This is a genomic window from Streptomyces sp. NPDC020958, assembly GCF_055562175.1.
Genome location: NZ_JBVHFU010000023.1, coordinates 1 through 26310 on the forward strand (window position 1 = coordinate 1; position 26310 = coordinate 26310).

The window sequence follows — 26310 nt, forward strand, 5'->3', positions numbered from 1 at the left end:
GTGCCAGCAGGCCGGCCCCGGCCCGTCAGCTCCTCCAAGGAAGCCTGGTCTGGGTCGTGGAGCCAGCCGCCTACGGCTTTCGCAACAGGCCCTAGCCGACGCGCACCCGGAGCGAGCCGTCGTCCAGTGCCTCGACCCGCACCTCGGTGAGGTCCCGCACCACCGCGTCCGGCCCGTGCGCGCCCGCGCGGGGACCGACCCCCACCACGCGCATCCCCGCCGCGCGCCCCGCCGCGATGCCCGCGGCCGAGTCCTCGAACACCACGCAGTCCGCCGGGGCCACGCCCAGTTCGGCCGCCCCCTTCAGGAAACCCTCGGGGTCCGGCTTGCTCGCGCCCACCGACTCCGCCGTGACCCGCACCCCGGGCAGCGGCAGCCCGGCGGCGGCCATCCGGGCCGTCGCCAGCGGCACGTCCGCCGAGGTGACCAGCGCGTGCGGCAGCCCGGCCAGCGAGGCGAGGAAGGCCGCCGCGCCCGGGATCTCCACCACACCGTCGGTGTCGGCCGTCTCCTCCGCGAGCATCCGCTCGTTGTCCGCGAGGTTCTCCCGCACCGGCCGGTCCGGCATCAGCAGCGCCATGGAGGCGTGCCCCTGCCGCCCGTGGACGACCTTCATGACCTCGTCGCCGTCCAGCCCGTGCCGCTCGGACCAGCTCCGCCAGATGCGTTCGACGACGGCGTCGGAGTTGACGAGGGTGCCGTCCATGTCGAGCAGGAGGGCGCGGGCGGTGAGGACGGTGGCCGTCATCGAACAGCTCCTAAACAGGCCGGGAGAAACAGGCCGGAAGAACAGGCCGGGAGGGCGGGCCGGGAGAAACGGCCGGGCAGGGGACAAGGCGGCCCCGCCCGCCGGTCAGGGAAAACGGACGGGAGCCACTTTGTTTCTCCACGGTACAAAACAGAGCGGCCTCCCCGCCACCACCTTCGCCGACCGTTCACCGACTCTTCAGCTCGACGGGACCGGCGTCCGGCTCAGCCGGCGACCGCCTCCCACAGGCTCCAGACGCCGAGGGCCAGCATCAGCACGGCGGCGATCTGCGTGATCAGCCGCAGCGGCACCTTCTTCATCAGCGCCTTGCCACCGACGATGCCCAGCCCGGCCACGGCCCACAGACCGAGCACCGCGCCGAGGCCGACGGACAGCGGATCGTCGTAGCGCGCGGCGAGGTTCGCCGTCATGATCTGCGTGAGGTCGCCGAACTCGGCGACCAGGATGAGCATGAAGCCGGTACCGGCGACCTTCCAGAAGGACTGGTCGGCGGGCCTGCGGATCTCCTCGTCCTCCTCGCCCTTCTTCATCAGCAGCACGGCCGCGCCGCCGAGGAAGAGCACGCCGGTGATCGCGTGCACGATCTGCTGCGGCAGGAGGGTCAGCACGCTGCCGGCCGCGACGGCGAGCACGACGTGCAGCAGGAAGGCGGCGGCGACGCCTGCGAAGACGTACGACGCCCGGTAACGCGTGCCCAGGACGAGACCGGCGAGCGCGGTCTTGTCGGGCAGTTCGGCGAGGAAGATGACGCCGAAGACGAGCGCCGTCACGGTGATGCTGATCAAGGGTCCTCAATCGGTCGGGCCGCCACCCCACCGAGAGCACCGCGCTTCGCAGACGATCACCTCGGCAGGGCAGGGCACACGGTCACCCGTGCCGTACGGCACGGGCGTGCACTGCTTGCCGAAGGTCTCGCTGGCGGCCCCCCTGATCGAGGTCGCCTCCGGGCGCCGGCTCAGACGCGCTGAGCAGTATGTCGACGGTCCGGCGAAGAGCTACTCCCCTTCAACGCCGACCACAGTACGCGACCCTCCGGCCGATCCCCAAGGCCGGAGCCCGGGACCTGTGAGTGAGGTCGCACCCCTTGTCGTGTCATGAGCACGTCACTAACTTCTTACCGAACGCTCACCCCGCGGCAACACGGCGGCGCGAGCATTCCCACGCCCACGCTCCACGACCCCACGCCCACCAGGGAGTTCGCATGGCCCGCAGCTCAAAATTCTACGCGCGTCGACGAGTCAGCATACTCGCGGCTCTTACCGGACTCATAGCCTCTGCCGCCCTCTTCGACCCGCCGAGCGCCTCCGCCGCCCTCCCCACCCCCGTCAGCGCCGCCACCGCCCGCAGCTACCTCGCCTCGCTGACCGTCGCCGCCGAGAACCGCACCGGCTACAGCCGCGACCTCTTCCCGACCTGGGACACCATCAGCGGCACCTGCAACACCCGGGAGTGGATCCTCAAGCGCGACGGCACGAACGTCGTCACCGACTCCGCGTGCACCGCCACCAGCGGCAGCTGGTACTCCCCCTACGACGGCGCCACCTGGACCGCCGCCTCCGACGTCGACATCGACCACCTCGTCCCGCTCGCCGAGGCCTGGGACTCCGGCGCGAGCAAGTGGACCACCGCGCAGCGCGAGGCGCTCGCCAACGACGTCACCCGCCCCCAGCTGCTCGCCGTCACGGACAACGTCAACCAGTCCAAGGGCGACAAGGACCCGGCCGAGTGGATGCCCTCGCTCACGTCCTATCGCTGCACGTACGTCCGCGCCTGGGTCCAGGTGAAGTACTACTACAACCTGTCCGTCGACTCCGCCGAGAAGAGCGCGCTCACCAGCTACCTCTCCGCCTGCTGAGCACCGGAACCTCCCCGCCCTCCCCCGTCGTTCCGTACCGTACGGGGCGACGGAGGAGGGGACTGTGGCCGGACTGCGCCTGGGACCGCTGCTGAGGTACACCGACGGCTCGTCGGCGACGATCTGGGTCGAGACGAGCCGTCCCTGCACCGCCGAGGTGCGCTGCGCCGACGGCGCCCGCGGCACCGCGCGCACCTTCCAGGTCGCGGGCCACCACTACGCCCTGGTCCCGGTCACCGGGCTGACCCCGGGGACCGCGCCGTCGTACGACGTCCTGCTCGACGGCGCCCGGGTGTGGCCGCCGCCCGACTCCCGCTTCCCGCCCTCGCTGATCCGCACACCGGCCGCCGGCGAGGCCCTGCGGGTGACCTTCGGCTCCTGCCGCTGGGCCGCGCCCCCGGCCGCCGGCGACGACCCGGTCGGCCCCGACGCCCTCGACAGCCTGGCCGCCCGCGTCGCCGCCGGCGGCGAACGTCCCGACGTGCTGCTGCTGTTGGGCGACCAGGTGTACGCCGACGAGACCTCGGCGGCCACCCGGCGCTGGCTCGGCGCCCGCCGCGACCTCGCGGACGCCCCCGGCGCCGAGGTCGCGGACTACGAGGAGTACACCCGTCTCTACCACGAGTCCTGGCTGGACCCCGAGGTCCGCTGGCTGCTGTCCACCGTGCCCACCTGCATGGTCTTCGACGACCACGACCTGATCGACGACTGGAACACCTCCGCCGCCTGGCTGGCCGGCATGCGCGCCACCCCCTGGTGGCAGGAGCGGCTGCTGAGCGGGCTGATGTCGTACTGGGTGCACCAGCACCTCGGCAACCTCTCCCCGGCCGCCCTGGCCGCCGACCCCCTCTACGCCGCCGTCCTCGGCTCCCCCGACGGCACCGACGCGCTGCGCGCCTTCGCCGCCGGGGCCGACGCCGACCCGGCCGCGGTGCGCTGGAGCTACCGGCGGGACTTCGGGCGGGTGCGGCTGCTGATGGTGGACACCCGGGCGGCACGCGTCCTCGACGAGCGGCACCGCGCCATGCTCCACCCCGGCGAGGCCGCGTGGCTGCGCGAACAGGCGCTCACCGACCGGGAGTCGTACGACCACCTCCTGGTCGGCACCTCGCTGCCCTGGCTGCTGCCGCACCTCGTACACGACCTGGAGACCTGGGACGCGGCCCTGTGCCGGGGCGAACGCGGCCCGCGCTGGGCCCGGTTCGGGGAGCGGCTGCGCCGGGCGGCCGATCTGGAGCACTGGGCGGCCTTCCCCGCCTCCTTCGCCGAGCTGGCCGACCTGTTCGCCCGCACCGGCTCCGGGCCCGTGGCACCCGCCTCCGTCTGCGTGCTCTCCGGGGACGTCCACCACGCGTACGTCGCCGAACCCGCCTGGCCCACCGGCACGGCGCCCGGCTCCCGGGTCCTGCAACTCACCTGCTCCCCGGTCCACAACTCGGTGCCGCCGACGATCCGGTTCGGCTTCCGGTTCGGCTGGAGCGCCCTGGCCCGCTTCCTGGGCCGGCGGCTGACCCGGCACGGGCGCTGCCCGCGGCCACCGGTGAACTGGCGGAAGCAGGGCGGCCCCTGGTTCGGCAACCAGCTCATGACCCTGACCCTGCACGGCCGTTCGGCCCGGCTGCGACTGGAGCGGGCCCGGCGCGACGGCACCCTGGCGACCGTACGGGAGTCCGTCCTCACGGAGTGAGGCGTCCGCGGACGGCACCGGACTGATAACGCTTTGCGCATCCCTCACGCCTCTGGGGACACTCTGTCACCGCCCCGCGTACGCTGTATGGCTGTCGTCGGGGGGCGCACCAGGCAATCAAGCGGGGGAACCGTCGTGTGGGAGAGCATGGGGTCACTGGAGGCCGGACCATGGATATACGCCATGGTGGCCCTCTCCGTGCTGCTTGATGTGTTCCTGCCGGTACTGCCGAGCGGGGTGCTGGTCATCACCGCGGCCACGGCGGCGGCGGCCGGTTCCGGCGCGTCCGCCGGACAGGTCCCGCACGCCGTGCCCGACATCCTGGCGCTGACCTTCTGCGCGGCCGTCGCCTCGGTCCTCGGTGACTTCGTCGCCTACCGGCTCGCCTGGCGCGGCGGCGCCCGCCTGGACCGCGCGATCGCCCGCTCCCGGCGGCTGAGCAGCGCACAGGAACGTCTCGGTGAGGCCCTGGCCCGGGGTGGTGGCGCGCTGGTGGTGCTGGCCCGGTTCGCGCCGGCCGGCCGATCGCTCGTCTCCCTCGGCGCCGGCGCCGCCCACCGCCGCGTCCGCGACTTCCTCCCCTGGTCCGCCCTCGCGGGGCTGAGCTGGGCGGTCTACAGCGTCGCCCTCGGTTACCTGGGCGCCCAGTGGCTGGGCGCGACCTGGGTGGCGACGGCGGTGTCGGTGGCGGCGCTGTGCGGGGCGGGCGCGGGCGCGGGGTACCTGATGCGAAGACGCGGCCCGGTCGCCTAGGGGCTGTGCGTCCCGCTCAGCCGCGGGCGGTCTGACCCCGGACCTCCAGTGTCCCCAACAGTTCGGCGGTGGCCGCCGCCACCGCGTCCACCGCCCGCTCGAACGCCTCCCGGTTGTGCGCGGCCGGCGCCCGGAACCCGGACACCTTCCGTACGTACTGCAACGCGGCAGCACGGATCTCCTCCTCCGTGGCCTCCTCGGCCAGCTGGGGCGGACGCAGGGTCTTGATACTCCGGCACATGTCCCCAGTCTCCCGCAGCCCCCCGTCCTCCTGCGAGGATCTTCCCGAGGCGGCCACCGTTCCGGGGCCGACCGACGAGAGGACCGAACGCATGACGAACGCATCCGACGCCACCGGTGTGCCGAACACGCCGTCGACGACGTCCACGCCGACCAGGCCACCCACGCCGACCACGCCCGCCGGGCCCCGGCTCACCGTCGCCGTCCTCGGGCCCGGCGGTGTCGGCGGCCTGCTCGCCGCGCTGCTCGCCCGCGCCGGCCACCGCGTCCTGTGCCTGGCCGGCGAGGACACGGCCCACGCCCTCCGCACCACCGGACTGCGCGTCCACAGCACCGTGTTCGGCGACTTCACCACCCCCGTGGACGCCGACACCGCCCTGCGCGAACCGGTCGACGCCTGCCTGATCACCGTCAAGGCCACCGCCCTGGACGCCGCCCTCACCCGGATCCCGCCCACCGCCCTCGGCGGCGCCCTCCTCGTGCCCTTCCTCAACGGCGTGGAACACCCCGCGCTGCTGCGCGCCCGCTACTCCCCCGACCAGGTGGCGCCCTCCGTGATCCGTGTCGAGTCCACCCGCCGGGCCCCCGGCCTGATCGAACACACCAGCCCTTTCGCGGAGATCGACCTGACCGGCGCCCAGGTCCCCCGCGACCGCCTGACGGCCCTGGCCGAGGCCCTCACCGCGGCCGGCCCGGCCACCCGGGTGCTGGACGACGAGACCACCGCCCTCTGGGCGAAGATGGCGTTCCTCGCGCCGTTCGCCCTGCTCACCACCCGCTACCGCCTCCCGCTCGGCGAGGCCCGCACCCGGCACCGCGAGGAACTGGCCTCCCTCGTCGCGGAGACGGCCGCGGTCAGCCGCGCCTGCGGCGCCCCCGTCGACCCGGCCCAGGCCCTGGCCCGCTACGACGCCTTCCCGGTCGCCGCCAAGTCCTCGATGCAGCGCGACGCGGAGGCCGGCCGCCCGCTCGAACTGGACGCGATCGGCGGGGCGTTGCTCCGCGCGGCGGACCGCCACGGAGTGCCCGTGCCGGTGACGGCACGCCTCGTACGAGAACTGCGCGAGGCGGCCCGCTGACACCCGAAGGGACACGGACCGTCACGGCGGCGCCGCGTAACAGTGGACGGACACCGTCTGCCGGGGGCTCCACCGCTGCTCCACGGTGGCCAACAGCTCCCACCCCAGCCGCTCGTACAGGGCCGCCGCGGCGGTGTCGGACGCGACGACGTCGAGCACCGGATGCAGGCGATGCCGCCGCGCTTGCGCCACCGCCCGGCCGATCAGCAGGGCGCCGATCCCGTGCCCCCTGGCCCCCGGGGCGACGAACAGCCTGCCGACCACGGCGGCCCCGCCCGGCGTCGTCCCGTTCCGCTCGCTCCACAGCACCGGGGCCAGATCGCCCTCGCCGCCTCGCGCCAGACAGACGTGCCCGACAAGGCGGCCTTCGAGTTCGGCGACCCAGGAGCCCAGCAGGGGGCCCTGGGACAGCCATGCGCCCGGCTGCGCGGGCCAGTTCACCGGATAGCCGTCGAGCCGGTGGACCTCCGCGAGGACCCGCACGCAGTCCTCGACATCGGCGTCGGCCCGCTGCCGGACGCGGGGGTGCACCCGCTCGTCGGGTCTTCCGGAGCTCTCGATGTCCACTCCGGTATGGAAACACAGCCCCCGATCGGCCAACGGCTCACCGGACAGGGCGAATCGGCCCCACCGGCGCAAGCCGCGTCAGGTCGGCGACGAGCGCCCCGAAGCGCACCTCGCCCCGTACCTCCCGCCACGCGTGCCGCCGACCGGGCCGCCCGGCCGGCGGCACGCGTGGCGGCCCGGTGAACCGACGGCCGCCAACACCACCCTCCGGCCCGCGCACAGGTGGGTCACCAGCCGGGGGCGGGCGCACCGCTCAGCTCGCCGACGGCAGCGTCCTCGCACCGCCCTGGGTGCGCCGACCCGGCAGCGGCCCGCGGCGGACTACCGCCCCGGCGTCCGGGCGGCGGTGAGGAAGGCGGCCATCTTCTCGCGGCTCTTGATGCCCGGCGCGGTCTCGACGCTGCTGGAGACGTCCACCCCGTAGGGGGCGAAGTCCTCGACGACACCGGCCACGTTGCGCTCGTCGAGGCCGCCCGCGATCACGACCCTGCCGGGCAGCTCCGCGACCCAGGCGGGGATGTCCGCGAACACACCGCTGCCCGCGCTGGCGTCGTAGAAGAAGTACTCCAGTTCCTCCGGGCGCTCGGGCGGGGTGCCGGAGGCGAGGGCGAGGTTCGGGATGTCGGCGGTCTCGTAGATCTGGACGGTGTCGAAGTGCTCGGCGACGGCCGCCGTCTCGGCGTACGTCAGGGCCACGGCGAAGGAGGGGATCCGGCCACGGGCGTACCGGGCGAGCCGCACGGCCTGCTCGGGCGGGCAGTGGCGCTTGCTCTTCGGGGTCACGACGATCCCGATCGCGTCGTACCCCAGCTCGACGGCCCAGTCGATCTGCTGCTCCCGGGTGAGTCCGCACACCTTCACGAACGTCGGCCGTTGCCCGCTCATCCTGTCCCCTGCTCCGTTCTCCCGCCGAGCGGGAACGCGATCGTGCCGACCAGGGTCTCATCACGGGAGCCGCGGCACGGAAGTCGCGCCACGGGGCGGGGTGTTGTCAGTGGCCGCTGGCAGGATCGCCCGCATGACGGACACGAGCGAGGACTGGCGGTCCCTGCTGACGCGGTGGAGCCAGGAGTGGACGGACGCGCGGGCCGCGGAAGTGGCGCAGGACGAGGCGGCGGCCCGGGACGAGGAGTCGTCGCAGACGCGCGGGCTGGGCTTCCCGGGCGCCCCGGAGGAACGGATACGGGCCATGGAGGAGCGGCTCGGGCACCGGCTGCCGCCGTCGTACCGGACGTTCCTCGCGGTGAGCGACGGCTGGCGGCACGCGGGCGGCTCCGTCCGGCTGCTCGCCGGCACCGACGGAGCCCGGTGGCACGAGGACTCGGCCGGGCTGTCCGAGTACTTCCCCGGCGAACTGGACGAGAACTCCACCCCCCAGGACGAACTCCTCGCCGGGATGTGGGGGCGGGCGCTGCAACTGGACGTCGAGTCGGACGCCCTCTACGTCCTGCTGGACCCCGGGGACGTGGACGACGCGGGCGAGTGGGCCGTCTACACCTGGGCGCCCTGGCACGCGGACAATCCCACGCGGTACGGGTCCTTCCGCATGTTCATGGACGCCATGTACCGGCAGTTCCACCACCTGGAGGTGAGCCGCGCCGAGCGGACGGGCGCGGTGTTCGCCAACGCCACGACCCGGGCCCAGGACGCGGCCGTCGGCACCGCGCGGCTGGACGCGCTCGGCGGGCGGTACGAACAGGCCGCGGCGGCGCTGGCGGAGGCGGTCTCCTACGGCCGGCCACGGGCGACGGGCCTGCGTGACCAGATCCGCAGGCTGCTCGGCGAGACGTACATGGTGTACTTCCACGGCCTGGCCGACGACCCCGTGTACGTCCCGGAGGTCGTGCCGGTGCTGCTGGCGGAGCACGTGCGCACGGGACGGGACGGCGACCTCCCGCCGCACGCCCTGCCCGGCGCGTCCGACGCGGTACGCGAGACGGCGGACGGGATCCTGCGGCAGCTCCGCGAGGGCACCTACCGCTACACCGCCGAGGGCCCCTTCGGCCGGGCCGTCGAGGACGCCCGCGAGCAGGCCCGCTGGGGCGAGACCGACGCCGCCTGGCACACCCTGCGCGCCGCGCTGCCCGAGTGGCGCCCGCTCAGCGCCGACCACCTCGCCCCGGTCGGTCTCTGCGCCGACCCGCTCCTCGGTCCCCTGATCACCCCGGAGCGCGGCCGGGAACTGCTGGCCACGCCCCGCGCCGGGCAGCCGGGGAACACCCCGCCGCCGACCGCGGACCTGGACCCGCCGGGCCTCGCCTGGCCGGCGGACGGCGACCCCGGCCGCCCCCGTGACCCGTACCGCTTCCTCCTACTGGAAGGCGTCACACCGGCCGAACTGCCCGCCCTGATCGGCGCCGACGGAACCACCGCCCTCGACGCCCCGGCGACCCGCCGGGAGGCATGGCGCCTGCCCGCCGACGCCCCGGACTCCGCGCCCTGGGCGGACCTGGCCCGCATGGCCGTAGGCCGGGCGGGCCCCGACTGGAGCTTCGCCTTCGAGTCCCGCCCGAGCGGACACTTCGACGAACGGCGCTTCACCTCCCCGGCACTCGCCGCCTCCGCCGCCACCGGCGCCCGCACGGTGACCGTGTGGAGCCGGCCCTCCACCGGGCACCGCCCCGCCGTCTTCCACCTCTCCGTCGCCCAGAACGGCGCGGAACGCTACGCCCTCACCACCGACGGCACCACGAACACCACCAGCGGCCCGGTCCCGGAGTTCCTCCTGCCACCACCCGGCACACTCTCCGGGGACGACGGGCTCCGCCGGGCCGAACGCCACGTCCTCGAAGCCCTCGCGCGGCACCTCGCCGTCCGCCTGCCCCGCTTCGCCCTCACCCAGGGCCGCCTGCACACCCTCCTCACCCGCCCCTGGAACCGCCCACCGGGGCCCGGAGAGGGCTACCTGACCGTCCGGATCGTGCCCGGAGGGGCGCCGCAGGGCACGCAGTCGTAGCCACCGGAGTCGAACGGTGGTGCTGGGCCCACCCCGTTTCCGGTGTCCAGGACCAGCGACGGCACCCCCCGGCGGAGGGCACGCTGCACAACGTCGGCGAACGGGCCGGCGAAGCGCTCACCACCCACCGGGGGACTCCCATGACCGAAACCCTCACGCGGCGCCTGACCGGCGTCTCGTGCATCGCCGCCGCGGCCGCCCTCATCGTCGAGGTACCCCTGTACTTCGTCTACTCGGGCCCGCCGCCGGACGCGAACGTCCTGACCAGGCTGCTGATCGGGATCGTCGCCCTCGCCTGCCTGCTGGTGTGCGTGACCGCCCTGCGGGAACTCATCCGGCGGGCGGACCCTGCCTACGAGTGGGCCGGCTCCCTCGTCCTCGCCACGGGACTGGTCTACGTGACGATCACGCTGGTCTCCAGCGGCCTGGAAGCGGGCGCCGTCATCGCCGCCGACCACCCGATCGACCCGACCGTCGCGGTCAGCGGCACCTACGTCCTGTACGGGTCGATCTCCCGGCTGATGCTGGCGCTGTTCCTGGCCGCGCTGGGCTTCGCCGTCTCGCGCACCCGGCTGCTGCCGCCGTGGACCGGCCGGTCCGCCTACGCCCTGGCGGGCGTCAACCTGGCCTTCGTGCCGTCCCTGTTCTTCGGCAACACCCCCGCGCACTTCTACGCGGCCAACGGCTGGGGCACCACCGCGCTGATGGGGGCGCTCCTCAGTTACTGGCTGCTGGCGCTCGGCGTCTGCGTCTACCGCAGCGGCACCCGGCCCGTCCGTTCGAACGCATGAACCCCACGAACGAACTCGCCACCTAAAATCGAACAGGCGTACCATTGCCGTGTGGCTGCGACCTATGACTTTCCGAGTGACCTCCTCGCCGGTCAGGAGGAGCTGCATCAGGTCCGGGCCGAGCTCTCGGCCCTGCTGAAGCGGCTCCCCTGGTCGGTCGTGCCCCTGGACGGATTCAGCGACGAGGGCGGCTGGCGCAAGGTGGAGCGCCCCGCCTCCCCGGGCTGGACCGAGGACGAACAGGCCGAGGTGGAGAAGCTGCGCCGACGCGAACACGAGCTCGCGGTGTTCGTCAGCGGCCACCGTTTCTGGGCCGAGGTGACGGCCCCGGACCGCATGGACGCCCGAAGCCGCCTCAAGCACGCGCACGAGGAGGACTGAGAACGACAGAGGACCCCGGCCGGATCGGCCGGGGTCCTCTGTTCACGTGGGCGCGGACGGTTTCGAACCGCCGACATCCTGCTTGTAAGGCAGGCGCTCTACCACTGAGCTACGCACCCGGGACGAGTCGACAGCCTACATTGTCCCGGGCTCCGTCCGGCAATTCCGTTTCCCGGACCGGCGAGGCGTAGCGATTCCTATGGACCGAGCGGAAGTACGCCGTGCTCAGCCGCGTGGTCCGAGTGGTGTTGAGCACGCTGGTTCCTCGCGTTCGCTCCGCCCCCGGGCGGCACGGATCGAGTCCGCGGTCCGGATGGGCGGGGGCGAGGTCCCTCACGCCGTCCGGGCTCCGACTCGGCCTGGAGGGTCCGATGCCCGTAACCATCACTCCGGTGGGTACGGGGCGGTGCCTTCCGTCGCCTGATCGAGTGCCCGAGGGCGCGTCGTCCGATCGCCAAGGCCGCAGCGTCGTGGCGAGTGGTTGGACGAGTTCTGGTGGTGAGAGGCTTCTGCCAGTGCTGAGCCCCCCATTGACTGGTGTAGGCGGGGTCGACCGCAACGACCGTGATGTTCTGCTCGGCCGCCATCGCCACCAGCCGCGTCCTGAGCCGAGTCGTGGGGAAACGGGACAGGAGCCGACGGAAATGCTTGGCGCGGCCGTGCTTCTCGCGGGTTCCGGCGTCGGTGAAGTCGAGGTCTTCGACGGCGATGGACGCCGCTCCGCGGCGCCGGGCGTAGTGAAGCAGCTGTGTCAGCGCGTGCCTGATCTGGGCGTCACGATGCGATGCGCCGCCCGACAGGTCATAAGGGAAGCGCCTCGGCTCGCCCACAGGATTGCCGTGCACGTCCACGTACCAGGCCGCGAGATGATTCTCGTTCATGTCGACCGCGACCACGCCTCGTGCCAGAGCCGCCGGGAGGGACAGTGCGGGGACCACCGCTCGCTGCCAGACGGCGGTGAGATACCAGCGACCGCGTTGGACGTCGTAGTGAATGCGATAGGCCACCGCTCGGTCCGCGGTGATCCGGTCTCGCCACTCCTCGGCCCGGTGGCCGAACGCCACCGTCGAGGCCAGCGCGTACCGGCCGTGCGGCGCGTTGGCCAGGTGGGCCAGAGCAGCCGGAAGCCGGATCGAGACGTGTCCGCCGTCGGTGACGCGGATGGTCTCGTTGCCGTACCGCTTGCCGGACTCCCCGTCCGCCGAGAGGAACATACGGGCGGCCTTCCAGCGCCGCCTCATGGCCTCCCGGCTCGGCCCGCTCTCGTCCAACCGGTTCCACAGGCGGGCGAGTCTCCTGCCACCGCGTACTACGCGCACCCGCCCGGATGCCCAGTCAGCCTGCACGGACGCCAGACGAACGCGGAGCGCCTGCAGACGGCGAGCCTTGGCGTGCCATTCCGTCCGGTCGGCATATCCGCGCGGTAGTGCGGTCAGTTTTTCGGCCTTGGCGCCCAAAGGTCTGGCCAGGCGCGCCTCGATGCGGGCGGTCTCGGCGCGCAGCCAGCGCATCTCCGCCACCTGCCCGCGCCGCGCCAGTGCCCACTGGTCGTGCGTGGCCTTGGTGATGCTGCCCGCCCACCTCGCCGACGAGGAGACAGTCAACTCGCGCTTTCGGTCCGCCCAGGCGCCGGCGCTCGGCTCCGCCCCCTGCCGGGACCGTACGGCGAGATCCCGTGATGCCAGAGAGCCCAGAAGTGCACCGACCTCGGTCAGTACCGCGACGTCCCGCTCGGACAACCGGAGCCGCGTCCGGACAGTCGTGCCCGTGGGGGCGGCCACGAGGAACGAGGCCCTGATCTGGCGCACCGCACCCCCTCTGCCGATGACGAGACGATCTCTTCACCTCCCCCAACGAGCTTCCTCCCAGATGGTCACTCGTGCGAGTAGCGAACCTTTGACCCCCGTGATCGTGAACTGACCGGCCCGTGTGTTCGTCTTCCCCGGGTGGGACAATGTCATCACCGCACGAACACAGGGCGAACCGTGGCACGGGAGAGGGAAGTGACGGCGACAACGGCGACACCCGGGCAGTCGTACTCGCCTCCCCCGCGCTCCCGGCTGCGCCGGGGTTCCGGTGGGTCCGTGCGGTCCCGGGCGGTCCTGGACTCGCTCACTCTGGCCGGTCTGCCGCTGCTGGCCCTGCTCGTGGTGCCGGGCGCCTTCGCCGGCGGCGGGACCCGGCGCTGGTTCGGGGGGCGGGCCGAGGGGCAGCGGGCGGAGGCGCAGGCGGCCAAGGACGCCGCCGCCGCCGCGTTCTACGAGCTGGACACCGCGCAGCGGGACCTGCGGATCTCGATCGAGACCATCTCGGCCGTCGACGACTCGCCGGCCGCCCACCGGGCCGTCTCCGACTTCGAGGCGCTGGGCCGACGGATCGACGAGGTGAGCAACCGGTACATCGAGGCCATCGACGCCTACGACCTGGACCGGGACGATCTGGAGGCGTCCGTCGCGGCACGGGCGCGCACGGAGATCACCAGGGCGAAGGACGAGCTCGTCGGCGTCAAGCGGGAGCTGGACCGGTTCGGGGAGTCGCTCGGGCCCCTGCTCGGCAAGGCCGAGACGCAGTTGGCGCGGCTCGCGCCCGCCGTGGAGCGGGCCCGGCAGGCGCTGCTGGCGGCCAGCAACGCGCTCGACGCGGTGCGCGCGACGCAGCTCAGGGCCGACGACCTGGCCGCGCGGCTGGCGGCGCTGTCGCCCGAGCTGACGAAGCTGAACCAGGGCGCCGGTCAGCACGGGGCGCAGGCCACGCTGGAGCGGGCCGGGCGGGTGCAGCGGGAGGCCGAGGCCATCCGGGCCGCGGCCGAGCGGCTGCCCGAGCAGGCGGCCGAGATCGACCACCGGCTGGTCAGCCTGCGGACGCGCGCGCAGGCGCTGACCACCCGGGCCGGGCAGGTGGACCCGGTCCTGAGCGAGCTGCGGCGGCGGTTCTCGGCGGCCTGCTGGCAGGACCTACAGCAGGTGCCCGAGCAGGCCGCGGCGAACGTCCGGCAGGCCGAGGTGAGGCTGCGGGAGGCGCAGGCGGCGCGGGACGCGCAGCGGTGGGCGGACGCGACCTCGCTGCTGTCCACCGTGCGGGCGCTGCTCAACGGTACGGACGAGGCCGTTTCCGCCGCGGGTGACCGGTTGTCCCGGCTGAACGCCGTGCAGAAGGATCCGCAGGCGGAGATCGAGCGGACCCGGTTCGCGATCCGGGACGCGCAGCGGCTGGCGATGGCCGGGCGGACCAGTCCCGACCCGCGGCACGCGCGGCCGCTGGACGACGCGGTGGCGCGTCTCGAGCGGGCGGCCGGGGCGCTGGAGGGGCGGCATCCGGACTACTGGCGCTTCCTCATGGAGACGGAGGCGGTACGGCAGTCCGTCGCGCGGGTGGTCGCCCAGATCCGTGAGGACCGCGGAACCGCCGCCCACTGACCGCACGGCGCCCGGCCCCCTCCGGCAGGCGTTTGCCGGGCGGCGCCGGGGGGCGGATATTGGGGGGAGCGACCCGTAATCCAGAGCAGGAGGCGGAGATGGCCTCACACACGGCGCGCTCGGGGACACGGCGGCGGATCACGTTCGACGAGGCACTGCCCGTCGACCACCGCCTGAACAGGGTCTACCGGATAGGTGCCGGTCTGATGGGCCTGTTCCTGCTGGCCTTCGGCATCCTCGGTCTGACCGACAACATCGGCTTCTTCGACACGGGCGGGAACACCGCGATCGGCCTGAACACGAACGGTGCGCTGAGCGTGCTGTCGATCTGTGTCGGGCTGCTGCTGTTCGTGGGGATGGTGATCGGCGGGAACTTCGCGTCGACGCTGAACCTGGTCCTGGGGGTGCTGTTCATCCTGAACGGCTTCCTGTTCCTGGGCCTGCTCGGCACGGACTCGGACTTCCTGGCCTTCAGGATCCAGAACGTGCTGTTCAGCTTCGTGGTGGGCCTGGTGCTGATGGTGTTCGGGATGTATGGCAGGGTCAGTACGAACCTGCCGCACGACAACCCGTACTGGCGGGCCCGCCACCCCGAGGCGGAGCAGCGGGCCACACCGGCGGCCGGGGCGGCCGACGATCAGGTGCGGTAGGCGTAGTAGTACGCGTTCGGGTAGGACGCGATGAGGCTCGCCAACGACCTGCGGTAGGTGTTGTTCGAGTGGTAGGTGACGTACGGGATGCCGTTGGCCTTGTACGTCACGATCATCGTGTGGTCCTTCGAGCCGTCGCGGTCGAAGTCCATCTGGATGACGTCGCCGACCTCGGCCTGGTAGACGTTGGCGAGCGGGGTGGTGCGCTTGGAGTTCTGGGCGAACCAGGACCACTCGTTGACGCCGACGAACGAGTCCGACTGGATGTCGGCGTTGCCGAACCACTTCGTGTAGTCGTACACGTAGCCCGGGACGTGCTTCCAGCCACCGGCCTTGAGGGACTGGCTGACGAAGTTGGTGCAGTCGCCGCCGGCGGTGTGGTTGTTGAAGTCCGGGTAGTCCGGGTTGTAGTTGTTCCAGTACTTCTCGGCGTAGGCGGCCATCGCCTTGTAGTCGTACGTGCCGCCGGTCAGCGTCTTCGGCACGGCCACCGGGTTGCGCGTGGTGGCCGCGCGCGGGGCGTCCGGGGTGGTGTTGCCGTCGTCGCCGGTGGCGGGGGCCTTGACCGAGGGCTTGGACAGCGTGTTGACGGCGAGGCCGCCGTCGTCGGTGTCCTGGATCCTGGTGAGCTGCCAGACGCCCTGCCGGTCCGCCTTGAAGGTCAGCTCGTGGTGGGCCTGGAAGCCGGTGTTCTTCGGCTGGCCCTTGGCGGCCTTCGCGTAGGTCAGGGTCGTGGTCTCGGTGACGTCGGCCTTGGCGGTGCGGCCGGTGACGCGGGTCGCGTCGAGCGTGACCTGGGTGCTGCCGGCGCTGTACGTCTCGCCGAGCTTGGCGATGCTGCTCTGGCGGCCGCGCAGCTGGCTGAGCGCCTTGTCCTCGTCGCGCGTCTGGGTGCCGGAGAGGCGGACGTCGCCGGAGAAGCGGGAAGTGGTCTGCTTCTGGGCGGCACCGTGGACGAGGGCCTGCGTGCGGTCGGTGAAGACCGCGTCGGCCAGCTTCTGGAACGTCGCCTTGGTCGCGGCGTTCACGGTGGGGTCGTCGACGACGGCCGCGCCCGCGCTCCAGTTGGGCACGAGGGCGACGCCGGCGACGACCGACGCGGCCGCCGCCGTGACTATGGCCGCGCGGCTCCGCCTACGGCTCAGTTTTCTGGATTTCAATGGTGATTCCCCTCTACGCCGGTACACCTACCGGGCGACGGCATCTTCGCACGGCGTGTGTGATCCCTGTGAAGGGGGTTGCAGGATCGGAATGTGCTTGCCGCCGCGCCGACTTGAACCGGCCGTTCACTTCACGATGGTGGACCAGTCCGCGGGTGCCTGGGCCGGGTCGAGGGTGCGCAGCCGGGCCAGGGTCCCCGGGTCCTGGGCGTCCATCCAGTCGGCGAGTTCCTTGAAGGACACGCACTTGACGCCCTTCTTGGTGCATATCTTCGGGACGACCTGGTCGATGGCCTTCATGTAGATGCCGCCGTTCCAGTTCTCGAAGTGGTTGCCGATGAACAGGGGGGCGCGGCTGCCGTAGTAGACGCGGTTGAAGCCGTCCATGTAGGACTCGACGGTCTGCTGCTCCCACTGGGCGTACTTGGCCGCGTCGCCGTCGGTCTCGCCGTTGGACTGGTTGTAGAGGAAGTTGAAGTCCATCGACAGGCCCTGGTAGTTGCCGCCCGGGTAGGGGAGCATCTCCAGGGGGAAGTTCCACAGGCCGTCCTTCTTCGACGGCCATATCTGGAAGTCGCCCGGGGAGCTGGCGTCGTACTTCCAGTTGTAGCCGTACTTCTGGAGGGCCTTGAGCAGGTTGGGCTGGCCCTCCAGGCAGGGGGCGCGGCCGCCGACGACCTCCTGCTTGAAGTCGAAGGGCAGGGCGGGGATGTCCTTGAAGCCGGTGTTGGTCTTCCAGTTCTCCACGAAGTCGTAGAACTGGTCGATCTCGCTCTTCCACTGGGCGACGCTCCAGTCGCCGCCGCCCTTGGCCTCGCAGAAGTGGCCGTTGAAGTGGGTGCCTATCTCGTTGCCCTCTTCGTAGGCCTCGCGCAGCTGTTGCAGTGTGGTGCGTATGTGGGCGTCGGTGGCGTAGTCGATCGCGGCGTCGCCGGGCTTGTGCATGGGGCCGGTGTAGAGGTCCTTCTTGCTCTTGGGCAGCAGGTAGATGCCGGTGAGGAAGAAGGTCATGTGGGCGTTGTACTCCTTCGCCATCTCCCGGTAGTGCGAGAAGAGATGGTCGTCGCCCTCCAGGGCGCCGTCCCAGGAGAAGACGACGAACTGGGGCGGTTTCTCACCCGGCTTGAGCTTCTCGGGCTTCAACTGGTCCTTCTGCGGCCCGGTGTACGACGTGGAGCCGTCTCCGAGGACGTGGGTCTTGCCGTCCCACTTCGGCGAGGGGGTGGCCGACGGGGTGGCCTTGCGGGTGCCGGCGGCGGTGGGGGTGGTGTCGTCCTGTCTGCTGAGCACCAGATAGCCCGCGACGAGGGAGGCGACGACCAGGAACGCGGCCAGCGTGATGAACTCCGGGCGGGCGGGACGGCGGTCACGGGCGGGTGCCTTGCGGCGGTGGCCGCCGGTTGTCGGTTTCGTACGGGGCTTCATGCGGGGCTCATTCTGCGCGGGTGGTGGGAGCGGCTCGGGGCTTCGGTGGTCATTCAAGGCCCATCGCCCGCGCCCAGACCGTGTACGGGACGTTGTCGGTGCCTGTTCCGGCCAGTCCCTGGAGCGGGAGCGGCTCCAGGGACTTGTTCAGGTCGATGCGGTATACGACGACCGATGTCGTCACGTTCGAGGAAGTGCCCGTGTACCAGGAGGCGGTGTCCTTGCCGGTGGCGTCGGTGGTGCCCGCCTTGCCCGCGGCCCGGGTGGTGAGGGCGGTCGTCGGGTGGGCCAGGCGGAAGGACTCGGTGAGTGCCTGCTGGACGTCCTCGGCGACGTCGTCGCGGACCGCGCGGGTGGGCCGGGGGGTGTCCAGGGCGACCAGGCGGCCGTTTCGGGTGATCTTGGCGACGGAGTACGGCTCGGTGTGGTTGCCGCCGGCCGCGAACGTGGCGTATCCGCTCGCCATGCGGATCGCGCTGGGGGTGGAGTTGCCCATGGAGAGGGCCGGGACCTGCGCGCCGATGGTGTCGGAGAGCAGTCCCGAGGCGATCGCGGTGGAGCGCACCTTGTCGAGTCCGGTGTCCATGCCGAGTTGCATGAACGGGGTGTTCACGGACAGTGCGAGGGCCTTGTCCAGGCTGATCTGCCCGTAGGACTTGCCGTCGTCGTTCTTCGCGAAGACCTTCTTGCCGCTGCGGTCCCAGTACGGCCCGTCGAGCGTGGTGACGGGGACCTTGTCGTCGCCGTCGTAGAGCGTCCCGGGCAGGACGTCGGTGACGGCGGCGCCGCGTTCCTTGTGGATGCCGTTCTGGAGCCCGGCGGCGTAGACGAAGGGCAGGAAGGAGGTGCCGGCCTGGACGGTGGCGGCGTTGGACTCGTTGTAGCCCTGTTTACGGTGGTCGGGGCCGCCGTAGACGGCGAGGATCCGCCCGTCGGTGGCGACCGAGGCGGCGCCGTAGTGGGCGGCCGCGGCGAGCTTCGGGTCGCGGTCCTTGGCCGCCTTGCGGGCCTTGGTCACGGCCTTGGTGAGGCTGGCTTCCTTCTTGCGGTCGAAGGTGGTGTAGATCTGGTATCCGCCGAGGTCGAAGTCCTTGGCCGAGATGTGGGCGGACTTCTTGGCGTACTGCTGGGCCAGTTCCACCAGGTAGTCGCTCTGGCTGCCGGTGTCGTACACCTTGTTGGTCGCGATCGGCTCGGGGAACTTCGTGTACGTGGCCCGCTCGGCCGGTGACAGCTTGCCGATCTTGACCATCCGGTCCAGGATCCAGGACCAGCGCTCCACCGCCCGCTTGTGGTTGGCCTTGCTGAGTGTCGGGTCGTAGAGCCCGGCGCCCTTGAGCAGTGAGGCGAGCATGGCGGCCTCGCTCGCGTTCAGCTTGCTGACGTCCTTGCCGTAGTAGGCCTGGGCGGCGCGCTGGATGCCGTACGTCCCGCGGCCGAACCAGCTGGTGTTGAGGTAGCCCTCCAGGATCTGGTCCTTGCTCATCTTGTTGTCGAGCTTGAGGGAGATCATGGCTTCGGTGAATTTACGGCTGACCGTCTGGTTCTGCGAGAGGTAGACGTTCTTCACATATTGCTGGGTAATGGTGGAGCCACCTTCGGTGTCTCCTTCGCCAACTGTCCGCCACAGGGCGCGAGTTATACCTCTGACGGAAATACCGGGATCCGAGTAGAAGCTCTCGTTCTCGGCCGCGAGCACCGCCCACCGCACGTCCACGGGTATGTCCTTGAGCGGCATGTCCTGCCGCTGCACCCAGCCGGTCCGGGCCATCGGCGTGCCGTCGGACCAGAAGTACACGTTGTCCTGCTGGGTGGCGTAGCTGTTGAGGTTGGACGGTATGTCCGTGGTCGCGTAGGCGACGACGAGGAACATCCCGGTCAGTCCGATGCCGCCCAGCCAGGCACCGAGCCACTGCCGCCAGGAGGGCATCCAGCGCCGCCAGCCGGTCCGGCCCGGCCGCGGGTACATCGGCCGCAGCCGGCGCGCGTAGGGCGCCAGGGGTGCGAGCCTGGGCCCCACCCGGGTCCAGAGGGCCGCCCACGCCGCCAGCACCCGTTCCCACGGCGACAGGCGCGCGCTGCGGCGCCGCTCGGCGCGGCTCGCCGAGGCCACCGGCTCCGGCCGGGGTTGTTCGGGCACCCGGATCTGCATCGTGGCGTCCGCCCGCAGGGCTGACACCTTCAGATGCAGGGTCTCTTCATGGACCGGCACGTCCGGCTTCTTGCGGCGGGCGCCCGCGCCGTCGCCGCCCTTGGCCTTCACCTCGCCCTTCGCCACGGCCTTCGCGGCGTCGCCGTCCTCGGCCCGCAGGGCGTGCACCTCGTTCCACAGAGCCTCCGCCTTCTGCCGTGCAACCTCCTGCGCACGCTGAGCGTCGTCGCCCTTCTGCCACAGAGCATGCTCCGCACGCAGCGCGTCGACCTTCAGATGCAAGGTCGCGTCCGGCTCGAACGGCTTCTTCCCCCGGGACTTGGCCTGGTCATGGCCTTTCTCCGGGTCGCCCGTCCGCTCCGTTGCGTCCGTCACGACTGCGTCTCCCCTCGCACTCGGTCTTGCGCGCGCGGTTAGACGGGTCAGGTGGACAGGCCGCGACAGGCGCGGCGCTTCGAGCCCCCCTCTTCCCCCGGTCTTTCGGCTCCTCGCGGCCAGCTCAAATTATCAGCGATCTTTTCAAAATCTCCGCACAAGTATCGGACAGAAAGGAACACTCATGAAATTCTGAGGTGTAGTGATGCCCGTCACGCCCGCATCACTGCCGTTAGCCTGTTCCCATGCCCCGCTACGAGTACCGCTGCCGCACCTGCGCCGCCACCTTCGAACTCGCCCGTCCGATGGCCGACTCGTCGGCTCCGGCAGTCTGCCCGGAAGGGCATGAAGACACTGTAAAGCTCCTGTCCGCGGTCGCGGTCGGCGGGACCAGGTCCGCGCCCGCAGCGTCCTCCCAGGGCGGCTGTTGCGGCGGCGGCTGCTGCGGTTAACCCTCCGTACGAACCGTCTTCAGGAATTCCCGCAGGATCCGTTCCCCGGCGAGCACGCCCCGTTCCGGCAGCGCGCTGATGGCCGGTCCCGTCCACCCGGCGTCGGCCAGCTCACCGTGGCCGGGGCGCCAGCCGCGGTCCGCGGCCAGCAGCAGGTCGGCGTCGAGCAGCGAGTCCCCGGCGGCCAGCGTCAGCCCGGCCCCGGTCCTGCGGGCCACCTCCCGCATCGCCGCGCTCTTCGTCAGCGGCTTCGGCACCGCGTAGATCTTCCGCCCCTGCAGGGACACCGTCCAGCCGCGGTTCTCCGCCCACACGGCCAGGTTCTTCACCCACTCCTCGGGCAGCAGCTCACGCTCCACCACGAGGTAGGCGAACAGGTCCTCGGCGACCCGGTGCTTGCGCAGCCACAGCGGGTCGGCGTGCTCCGTCAGATACGCCCGCACCTCCTCCAGCGGCGCGCACTCGTCGGCCAGCCGGGCCAGCACGCGCGCGTACCAGTCCCCGTCGGACACCCCGTCCACGAGCAGGTGCCCGCCGTTGGCGCAGATGGCGTACGTGGGCGCGGGCCCCGGCAGGTTGATCCGCTGGTACTGCTTGCGGGTCCGGGTCGTCGTCGGTACGAAGACGGCCGCGTCCCCCAGCTCGGTCAGCAGCCCGGCCGCCGCCTCCGTGAGGTACGACAGCGGCCTGGCCTCGTGCACCTCGACACAGAGCAGCCGGGGCGCCCGAGCGTCCGGCACCGTCAGCGCCAGGGCGCCCGCGGAGTAGATCAGCGTACGATCCAGGTCGCTCGCGACGAGCACCGTCATCAGAGGTTCACCGCCCGGCCGTCGGCACCGGTCGCGCCGCGCGTGTACTTGGGGTGGATCAACCCGACACAGGTGTACGGCAGTTCGCCGACCTCCTCGACGGGCACCCCTCTCTGCTCCGCGAGCAGCCGCACGTGGTCGAGGTCGGCGCCCGCCCCGGCCCGCGCCAGGATCTTCCAGGGCACCCGGCGCAGCAGCACCCGGGTGGTCTCGCCGACGCCCGGCTTGACGAGGTTGACGTCGTGGATGCCGTACTCCTCGCTGATCCGCTCGACGGCCGCCCAGCCCTCCCAGGTCGGCGTGCGGTCGGCGACGGCCAGTTCCTTCACGGCGGCGTCCACCGCGTCCACGACCTCGCCGAAACGCGCGGCGACCGCGTCCAGGAAGGCCACCGACACGTCGGCGCCGGCCAGTTCGCGGTAGAACTTGGCGCCGTGGAAGTCGTGCGGGCCCACCAGGTCGGCGCGCAGCACGGTCCGCGAGATCAGCCCGGAGACGGTCGAGTTGAGGCACGCGGAGGGGATCAGGAAGTCCTCCCGGGTGCCGTACGTGCGCACGCACGAGCCGGGGTCGGCGAGCACCGCGATCTCCGGGTCGAAGCCGGTGACACCGGCCTGTTCCTCGAACTCCTCGATCGCGTCGGCCAGTTCCCTGGTGATGGCGCCCTTGCCGGTCCACCCGTCCACGAAGACGACGTCCCGCGGGTCGTGGTGGGCGGCCAGCCAGCGCAGGGCGTTCGCGTCGATGCCGCGGCCGCGCACGATCGAGACGGCGTAGTGCGGCAGGTCGAGGCCGTACCGGAACTGCGCCCAGCGGCGCATCAGTACGCCCACCGGGGTCCCGGCGCGGGCCAGCGACACCAGCACGGGGCGCGGGGACCGCTCCGCCAGCACGGTCTCGGTGACGACCCCGACCGCCTGCGCGATCCTGGCCGCCGAGGTCTCCAGGGCCGCGTGGAAGAGGGCCTGGTACCGCTCGTTCGGCTGGTACTCCACGGGCAGCGACTCGGCGTAGTGCGCACCGCCGCTCTGGATGGCCTCCTCGCGTTCCTCGGTGGGCGCCTCCAGCGTGACGTCCGAGAGGTCCTGGAGCAGCCAGCCGACGTCGTCGGGCGCGTAGGAGGAGAAGGCGGGGCCGCGGAGGGGCTCGGGCAGCATGGCGGGGCTCTCTTCGGACAGCGCGGGGACGTACGACGGTACAACCGCGAGCAGGACGTGCGGGACATGCGCGCCGAGGCGGGCCAGCAGGCCGTCGGGGGCGTGCAGTTCGGGGGTGTCGCCGGTGGAGTCGACGAAGAGGACGACGGCGTCGAAGCCGGCGCCCGCGACGTTGTACGCGTAGCGCTCGCCGGGGCCGTCGGCGGGGTTGTCGTGGGCCGGGAAGACGAGGCGGCTGCGGATGGCGTAGCCGGGGTCGTCGACGGCCAGGACGGGTGACCGGGTGGTGGTGGAGTACCGCACCTCGGCGGTGACGAGGGCCTCCAGCTCGCGGGCGACCCGGAGGGGCGTGTACATCAGCTCCTCGAAGCCGAGCGTCAGCACGCGGCGGGCGTCGGGGGGCAGGGCTTCGGCGAGCCTCGCCGCCATGAGCGGGAGGGCCGACTCCAGGCGTGTCCGGTGGCCGGGGGTGAAACCGTGCCGCCCGCCGTCGGGGAGGCCCGGGGGCCAGTGCAGGTCGACGCGGGTGGGGTGCGGGGGGTGGGGGGTGGTGCGGTTGTCGGTCGCGTGCGGGTGGGTGGGGGCTGGTCGCGCAGTTCCCCGCGCCCCTGACGGGGCGCTCGGCAGCGCGCCCTGAAGGGGCGCGGGGAACTGCGCGCTCAGCCCCGGCGCACCCGCACCCGGCAGATCAGATGTCGCCGCACCCCCTTCGTACCGCGCCACCAGTTCCTGTCCCTTTTCCAGCACACCCTCGGGCAGCCGCACCGTCCCCGACGCCGCCGCCACCAGGTCCACCCGCGCGCCGATCTCCTCGGCGAACGCCGCCAGCCGGCCCGCGTCCGCCGCCGACCGCATATCCACCAGAGCCACCACGACGTAACGTTTCCGCAGATAACGGGCATGCAGGTCGCGGATCGTGTTCAGGACCGTGTTGCCGGTGGAGAACTCGTCGTCGACCAGGACCAGCGGCCCGTCGGCGGCGAGCAGCGCGGGGTTCTCCGGCAGCAGCAGGTGCGACGTGGCGTGGGAGTGGGACTCCTCGAAGCCGCCCGCGGGGGCCACCCCGACAACCGGCCGCCGCGTGGAGTGCAGGTACGGCGCGAGCCCGATCCCGTCGGCCACCGAGTGCCCCAGCCCCGTGGCGGTCTCGGCGTAGCCGAGCACGACCGACCGCGCCGCCTCCCGCTCGCCAAGCAGCTCGCGCACCCTTCGGCCCAGGCCGAACCCGTGGCCGTACACGACGGACGGCGACTGGGGGACGTGCTTGCCGAGGACGTGGGAGACCAGCAGGTGGGCCCGCTTCGGGTTGCGGCGCAGGGCGAGGCCCAGCAGGGCCCGCAGCCCGTCGTCGCCCACCAGCTCGACGCCGAGCCGCTCCGCGACCCAGCTGCCGGACCAGACCCCGTTGTTCGCTGAGATGTTCATGCGTTCCCTGTGTCGTCCCCTAGGGCCCGTCACCCGGGTATCCCGGCCGCGAGCAGCTCCACGAAGCCGACGTCCTCGTTGGCGACGCCGAACACCTCGGCGCGGAGCATGGTCCGCTCGGCCCAGGCGCGGTGCGGCTTCACCTCGTTCATCTTGTTCGTGTAGGCCGAGCGAAGTACACCCCCGCCGCCGCGTTCCGGCCGCAGGATGTCCTGGGCGTCGGAGAACTCCTCGTGACTGACGACGGACAGCGCGTGCACGGGGATCACGTGGGACGGGTGGATGCAGGTCTTGCCGAGCAGTCCGTTGGCCTGGTCCAGGGAGATCTCCCGCAGCAGACCGTCCATGGCGTGCTCGATGAGCCGCTCGCGCAGCTCCACGGCCTGCCCCTCCAGGAACGGGCTGGAGCGCAGCATCGGCTTGAACATGCGCTCGGGGACCCGGAAGTACTCCCAGACCGGCCCGGTCACCGTGAACCCGGTGCCGTCGGCGCGGCCCAGCATGTTCACCACGTCGGCGATGACGGAGGCGACGATCTGGACGTCGTAGGCGGTCATGTCGGGCGCCCGGCGCAGCCCGTAGGAGGAGCAGAAGTCGGTGACGCCCAGGCGCAGGGCCAGCACCCTGTCCCGGTACTTGCCGACGACGCGGGCGATGCCCTCCAGGGCGTCCACGCGCGTCTCCCGGTACATCAGCTCGGGCGTCTCCAGCACGGGCATGCCGAACAGCCGGCGTCCGCTGCTCGCCTCGGCGTCCTCCAGGGCCTGGAGGAAGGGGATGCCGCGCTCCTCGGTGAACTTCGGGAACACGAACCCGGACAGCAGCGACACGGTGCCGCCGAGGCGCCGTACGAGGTCGGGGATCTGCTCGGCGTCGCGGACCCGGATGAACAGCAGCGGCAGCTCCGTCCCGGCCCGCTCCCGCTCGGCGAGCTCGGCGAACTGCCGGACGAGGTTCTCCTCGCCCGCCGGGACGTCCTCGTCCCCGATGGAGTCCTCCAGGCACAGCACCATCGAGACCACGCCGAGCGCCGCCTGCTTGACGATGTCGTCGGCCAGTCGCGGCCGGGTCGCCGGGCTGTAGAGCGTGGCGCCCAGGGCCGCGGAGAGCAGCCGGGCCGGGGAGTCGGCGGTGAAGGCGCACGGCTCCTGGTGGAAGAGATGCCGGCGCACCTCCGGGGCGACGTGCCCGAAATGACGCATGGAGCTCCCCCGTGGTGGTGTGCTGAGCCTGTGGAATTGGTAAAGGCTGGCCGGTAATAGTACGTACAAAGCCATGTCCGGGGTTCCCGGCGGGCATGAACTTCAGGTAACCCGGCTGTGTCGTTCGCGAGCCACCCCGCGTTGTCGTGACCAGGACCGAGAGGGCAGGATGACCGCATGACGCACGCGATGCTGAAGGGGTCGAACGTCCCGGTGGCGGCCACCACGGTCCGGGCCGTGCTGCGCTGGACGCCCGGGCAGGACGTACCGGACGTCGACGCCTCGGCGCTGCTCCTCGGGCCCGACGGACGGGTGCGCTCCGACGAGGACTTCGTCTTCTACAACCAGCCCCGGCACCCCTCCGGGAAGGTCTGGCGGCTCGGCAAGAAGCGGGTGGCCGAGGGCCTCACCGACACGATCCAGACGGATCTGCCCGGTGTCGAGTCCAGTGTCGGCCGAATTCTCCTGGTCGCGTCGGCGGACGGTGTCCCGTTCGAACACGTACCCGCCCTGCGCATCCTGCTGTACGACGCGAGCGCCCCGGACGCCGAGGCGCTGGCGCATTTCGACATCAAGCCGGAGACCGGCGCGGAGACGGCCCTGATCTGCGGGGAGCTGTACCGCAGGGGCGAGGGCTGGAAGTTCCGGGCGCTGGGCGAGGGCTACAGCAACGGTCTCAAGGGTCTGGCCACGGACTTCGGCATCTCGGTGGACGAGTCGGAGCCGACGGAGGAGCCGTCGGCGTCCCAGCCGCTGCCCCCCGAGCAGCCGACCACGGTCCCCGCCCAGCCGGCCTACGGCTACCCCCAGCCGGCCTCGCCGGCCCAGCCGACCTACGGCTACCCGCAGTCCCCGTACACGCAGCAGCCGCCCCAGTCGGGCTACGGCTATCCCCCGCCGGACCCGATCCCGGTACCGACGGTCCCGAACCCGGACTTCCGGCTGCCGCCCCAGGGCCCCCAGTTCATCGGACGCTAGGGACGCCTGCCGGGCCGCCCGTCCGCGTGGC

Annotated in this window: 23 protein-coding genes and 1 tRNA gene; 11 read left to right on the top strand and 13 right to left on the bottom strand. The window is 71.9% G+C overall.

Annotated features, from left to right (window positions below):
* Nucleotides 1–91 precede the first annotated feature (91 nt).
* A complete protein-coding gene (locus ACZ3KP_RS38100) occupies nucleotides 92–748 on the bottom strand; it encodes an HAD-IA family hydrolase (RefSeq protein ID WP_467505398.1) in 657 nt (218 codons plus the stop codon).
* A gap of 224 nt (nucleotides 749–972) precedes the next feature.
* Nucleotides 973–1554 (bottom strand): TMEM165/GDT1 family protein, encoded by a 582-nt coding sequence (locus ACZ3KP_RS38105; protein ID WP_132886550.1) that lies wholly within the window; start codon nucleotides 1552–1554, stop codon nucleotides 973–975.
* Between the two features lie 416 nt (nucleotides 1555–1970).
* Between ACZ3KP_RS38105 and ACZ3KP_RS38110 the strand changes: the two genes are divergently transcribed.
* From ACZ3KP_RS38110 to ACZ3KP_RS38120, 3 genes are all read left to right on the top strand, one after another.
* Nucleotides 1971–2624, top strand: coding sequence for an HNH endonuclease family protein (locus ACZ3KP_RS38110; protein WP_467505400.1), 654 nt, complete (start codon nucleotides 1971–1973; stop codon nucleotides 2622–2624).
* A 64-nt stretch (nucleotides 2625–2688) separates the two neighbouring features.
* Entirely contained in the window at nucleotides 2689–4311 is a 1623-nt protein-coding gene (locus ACZ3KP_RS38115; protein WP_467505402.1) for an alkaline phosphatase D family protein, read from the top strand.
* Between the two features lie 135 nt (nucleotides 4312–4446).
* Nucleotides 4447–5064 (top strand): DedA family protein, encoded by a 618-nt coding sequence (locus ACZ3KP_RS38120; RefSeq protein ID WP_467505403.1) that lies wholly within the window; start codon nucleotides 4447–4449, stop codon nucleotides 5062–5064.
* 16 nt (nucleotides 5065–5080) lie between these two features.
* Here ACZ3KP_RS38120 and ACZ3KP_RS38125 read toward each other — a convergent pair whose 3' ends face one another.
* Entirely contained in the window at nucleotides 5081–5305 is a 225-nt protein-coding gene (locus tag ACZ3KP_RS38125) for a DUF2277 domain-containing protein (protein WP_467505405.1), read from the bottom strand.
* 91 nt (nucleotides 5306–5396) lie between these two features.
* Between ACZ3KP_RS38125 and ACZ3KP_RS38130 the strand changes: the two genes are divergently transcribed.
* The gene (locus tag ACZ3KP_RS38130) at nucleotides 5397–6383 is read left to right on the top strand and encodes a ketopantoate reductase family protein (RefSeq protein WP_467505407.1); all 987 of its coding nucleotides are present in this window, start codon (nucleotides 5397–5399) and stop codon (nucleotides 6381–6383) included.
* Between the two features lie 21 nt (nucleotides 6384–6404).
* Here the strand turns inward: ACZ3KP_RS38130 and ACZ3KP_RS38135 are convergent, their stop codons facing one another.
* The gene (locus ACZ3KP_RS38135) at nucleotides 6405–6950 is read right to left on the bottom strand and encodes a GNAT family N-acetyltransferase (RefSeq protein ID WP_467505409.1); all 546 of its coding nucleotides are present in this window, start codon (nucleotides 6948–6950) and stop codon (nucleotides 6405–6407) included.
* A gap of 321 nt (nucleotides 6951–7271) precedes the next feature.
* Nucleotides 7272–7835, bottom strand: a complete 564-nt coding sequence (gene trpF, locus ACZ3KP_RS38140) for a phosphoribosylanthranilate isomerase (protein ID WP_467505411.1) — start codon at nucleotides 7833–7835, stop codon at nucleotides 7272–7274.
* Between the two features lie 133 nt (nucleotides 7836–7968).
* Between trpF and ACZ3KP_RS38145 the strand changes: the two genes are divergently transcribed.
* The 3 genes from ACZ3KP_RS38145 to ACZ3KP_RS38155 all read left to right on the top strand — a co-directional run bounded on the left by ACZ3KP_RS38145 (nucleotide 7969) and on the right by ACZ3KP_RS38155 (nucleotide 11078).
* The gene (locus ACZ3KP_RS38145) at nucleotides 7969–9906 is read left to right on the top strand and encodes an SMI1/KNR4 family protein (RefSeq protein WP_467505412.1); all 1938 of its coding nucleotides are present in this window, start codon (nucleotides 7969–7971) and stop codon (nucleotides 9904–9906) included.
* A gap of 140 nt (nucleotides 9907–10046) precedes the next feature.
* On the top strand, nucleotides 10047–10697 hold the full coding sequence (locus ACZ3KP_RS38150) for a hypothetical protein (protein ID WP_467505413.1): 651 nt from the start codon (nucleotides 10047–10049) through the stop codon (nucleotides 10695–10697).
* Nucleotides 10698–10748: 51 nt separating this feature from the next.
* Nucleotides 10749–11078 (top strand): hypothetical protein, encoded by a 330-nt coding sequence (locus ACZ3KP_RS38155; protein ID WP_132886559.1) that lies wholly within the window; start codon nucleotides 10749–10751, stop codon nucleotides 11076–11078.
* Nucleotides 11079–11125: 47 nt separating this feature from the next.
* On the opposite strand, the gene ACZ3KP_RS38160 is transcribed toward ACZ3KP_RS38155, so the two are convergent.
* Together ACZ3KP_RS38160 and ACZ3KP_RS38165 are read right to left on the bottom strand one after the other, a co-directional pair.
* A tRNA-Val gene (locus ACZ3KP_RS38160) sits at nucleotides 11126–11197 on the bottom strand.
* Between the two features lie 78 nt (nucleotides 11198–11275).
* A complete protein-coding gene (locus ACZ3KP_RS38165) occupies nucleotides 11276–12589 on the bottom strand; it encodes a nuclease/transposase family protein (protein WP_467505415.1) in 1314 nt (437 codons plus the stop codon).
* A 492-nt stretch (nucleotides 12590–13081) separates the two neighbouring features.
* Between ACZ3KP_RS38165 and ACZ3KP_RS38170 the strand changes: the two genes are divergently transcribed.
* Together ACZ3KP_RS38170 and ACZ3KP_RS38175 are read left to right on the top strand one after the other, a co-directional pair.
* A complete protein-coding gene (locus ACZ3KP_RS38170) occupies nucleotides 13082–14494 on the top strand; it encodes a hypothetical protein (protein WP_467505417.1) in 1413 nt (470 codons plus the stop codon).
* 98 nt (nucleotides 14495–14592) lie between these two features.
* A complete protein-coding gene (locus ACZ3KP_RS38175) occupies nucleotides 14593–15144 on the top strand; it encodes a DUF4383 domain-containing protein (RefSeq protein WP_467505418.1) in 552 nt (183 codons plus the stop codon).
* Here ACZ3KP_RS38175 and ACZ3KP_RS38180 read toward each other — a convergent pair.
* From ACZ3KP_RS38180 to ACZ3KP_RS38190, 3 genes are all read right to left on the bottom strand, one after another.
* On the bottom strand, nucleotides 15132–16304 hold the full coding sequence (locus tag ACZ3KP_RS38180) for an amidase domain-containing protein (RefSeq protein WP_358970754.1): 1173 nt from the start codon (nucleotides 16302–16304) through the stop codon (nucleotides 15132–15134). The two genes, ACZ3KP_RS38175 and ACZ3KP_RS38180, sit on opposite strands and share 13 nt — an antisense overlap.
* A 126-nt stretch (nucleotides 16305–16430) precedes the next feature.
* Complete coding sequence (locus ACZ3KP_RS38185) at nucleotides 16431–17729, bottom strand: polysaccharide deacetylase family protein (RefSeq protein WP_467505420.1); 1299 nt, start codon at nucleotides 17727–17729, stop codon at nucleotides 16431–16433.
* 49 nt (nucleotides 17730–17778) lie between these two features.
* A complete protein-coding gene (locus tag ACZ3KP_RS38190) occupies nucleotides 17779–19881 on the bottom strand; it encodes a transglycosylase domain-containing protein (RefSeq protein WP_467505522.1) in 2103 nt (700 codons plus the stop codon).
* 620 nt (nucleotides 19882–20501) lie between these two features.
* On the opposite strand from ACZ3KP_RS38190, the gene ACZ3KP_RS38195 reads away from it, so the two are divergent.
* Nucleotides 20502–20708, top strand: coding sequence for an FmdB family zinc ribbon protein (locus tag ACZ3KP_RS38195; protein WP_467505422.1), 207 nt, complete (start codon nucleotides 20502–20504; stop codon nucleotides 20706–20708).
* On the opposite strand, the gene ACZ3KP_RS38200 is transcribed toward ACZ3KP_RS38195, so the two are convergent.
* Genes ACZ3KP_RS38200 through ACZ3KP_RS38210 form a run of 3 tightly spaced genes read right to left on the bottom strand, consistent with a single transcriptional unit; the run spans nucleotide 20705 to nucleotide 25301 of the window.
* Complete coding sequence (locus ACZ3KP_RS38200; RefSeq protein ID WP_467505423.1) at nucleotides 20705–21517, bottom strand: HAD family hydrolase; 813 nt, start codon at nucleotides 21515–21517, stop codon at nucleotides 20705–20707. The genes ACZ3KP_RS38195 and ACZ3KP_RS38200 overlap by 4 nt on opposite strands.
* Nucleotides 21517–24099 (bottom strand): phosphoribosyltransferase, encoded by a 2583-nt coding sequence (locus tag ACZ3KP_RS38205; protein WP_467505424.1) that lies wholly within the window; start codon nucleotides 24097–24099, stop codon nucleotides 21517–21519. The genes ACZ3KP_RS38200 and ACZ3KP_RS38205 overlap by 1 nt, the downstream gene beginning before the upstream one ends.
* A 29-nt stretch (nucleotides 24100–24128) precedes the next feature.
* Complete coding sequence (locus tag ACZ3KP_RS38210) at nucleotides 24129–25301, bottom strand: HpcH/HpaI aldolase/citrate lyase family protein (RefSeq protein ID WP_358970768.1); 1173 nt, start codon at nucleotides 25299–25301, stop codon at nucleotides 24129–24131.
* 177 nt (nucleotides 25302–25478) lie between these two features.
* On the opposite strand from ACZ3KP_RS38210, the gene ACZ3KP_RS38215 reads away from it, so the two are divergent.
* The gene (locus tag ACZ3KP_RS38215) at nucleotides 25479–26279 is read left to right on the top strand and encodes a TerD family protein (protein ID WP_467505426.1); all 801 of its coding nucleotides are present in this window, start codon (nucleotides 25479–25481) and stop codon (nucleotides 26277–26279) included.
* Nucleotides 26280–26310: the final 31 nt, after the last annotated feature.

Coding starts and splice junctions, on each gene's coding strand:
- ACZ3KP_RS38175 (WP_467505418.1), top strand. CDS start 14,593: ATGGCCTCACACACGGCGCGCTCGGGGACACGGCGGCGGATCACGTTC.
- ACZ3KP_RS38130 (WP_467505407.1), top strand. CDS start 5,397: ATGACGAACGCATCCGACGCCACCGGTGTGCCGAACACGCCGTCGACG.
- ACZ3KP_RS38185 (WP_467505420.1), bottom strand. CDS start 17,729: ATGAAGCCCCGTACGAAACCGACAACCGGCGGCCACCGCCGCAAGGCA.
- ACZ3KP_RS38205 (WP_467505424.1), bottom strand. CDS start 24,099: ATGAACATCTCAGCGAACAACGGGGTCTGGTCCGGCAGCTGGGTCGCG.
- ACZ3KP_RS38215 (WP_467505426.1), top strand. CDS start 25,479: ATGACGCACGCGATGCTGAAGGGGTCGAACGTCCCGGTGGCGGCCACC.
- ACZ3KP_RS38150 (WP_467505413.1), top strand. CDS start 10,047: ATGACCGAAACCCTCACGCGGCGCCTGACCGGCGTCTCGTGCATCGCC.
- ACZ3KP_RS38125 (WP_467505405.1), bottom strand. CDS start 5,305: ATGTGCCGGAGTATCAAGACCCTGCGTCCGCCCCAGCTGGCCGAGGAG.
- trpF (WP_467505411.1), bottom strand. CDS start 7,835: ATGAGCGGGCAACGGCCGACGTTCGTGAAGGTGTGCGGACTCACCCGG.
- ACZ3KP_RS38195 (WP_467505422.1), top strand. CDS start 20,502: ATGCCCCGCTACGAGTACCGCTGCCGCACCTGCGCCGCCACCTTCGAA.
- ACZ3KP_RS38145 (WP_467505412.1), top strand. CDS start 7,969: ATGACGGACACGAGCGAGGACTGGCGGTCCCTGCTGACGCGGTGGAGC.
- ACZ3KP_RS38200 (WP_467505423.1), bottom strand. CDS start 21,517: ATGACGGTGCTCGTCGCGAGCGACCTGGATCGTACGCTGATCTACTCC.
- ACZ3KP_RS38100 (WP_467505398.1), bottom strand. CDS start 748: ATGACGGCCACCGTCCTCACCGCCCGCGCCCTCCTGCTCGACATGGAC.
- ACZ3KP_RS38190 (WP_467505522.1), bottom strand. CDS start 19,881: ATGCAGATCCGGGTGCCCGAACAACCCCGGCCGGAGCCGGTGGCCTCG.
- ACZ3KP_RS38165 (WP_467505415.1), bottom strand. CDS start 12,589: ATGCGCTGGCTGCGCGCCGAGACCGCCCGCATCGAGGCGCGCCTGGCC.
- ACZ3KP_RS38110 (WP_467505400.1), top strand. CDS start 1,971: ATGGCCCGCAGCTCAAAATTCTACGCGCGTCGACGAGTCAGCATACTC.
- ACZ3KP_RS38210 (WP_358970768.1), bottom strand. CDS start 25,301: ATGCGTCATTTCGGGCACGTCGCCCCGGAGGTGCGCCGGCATCTCTTC.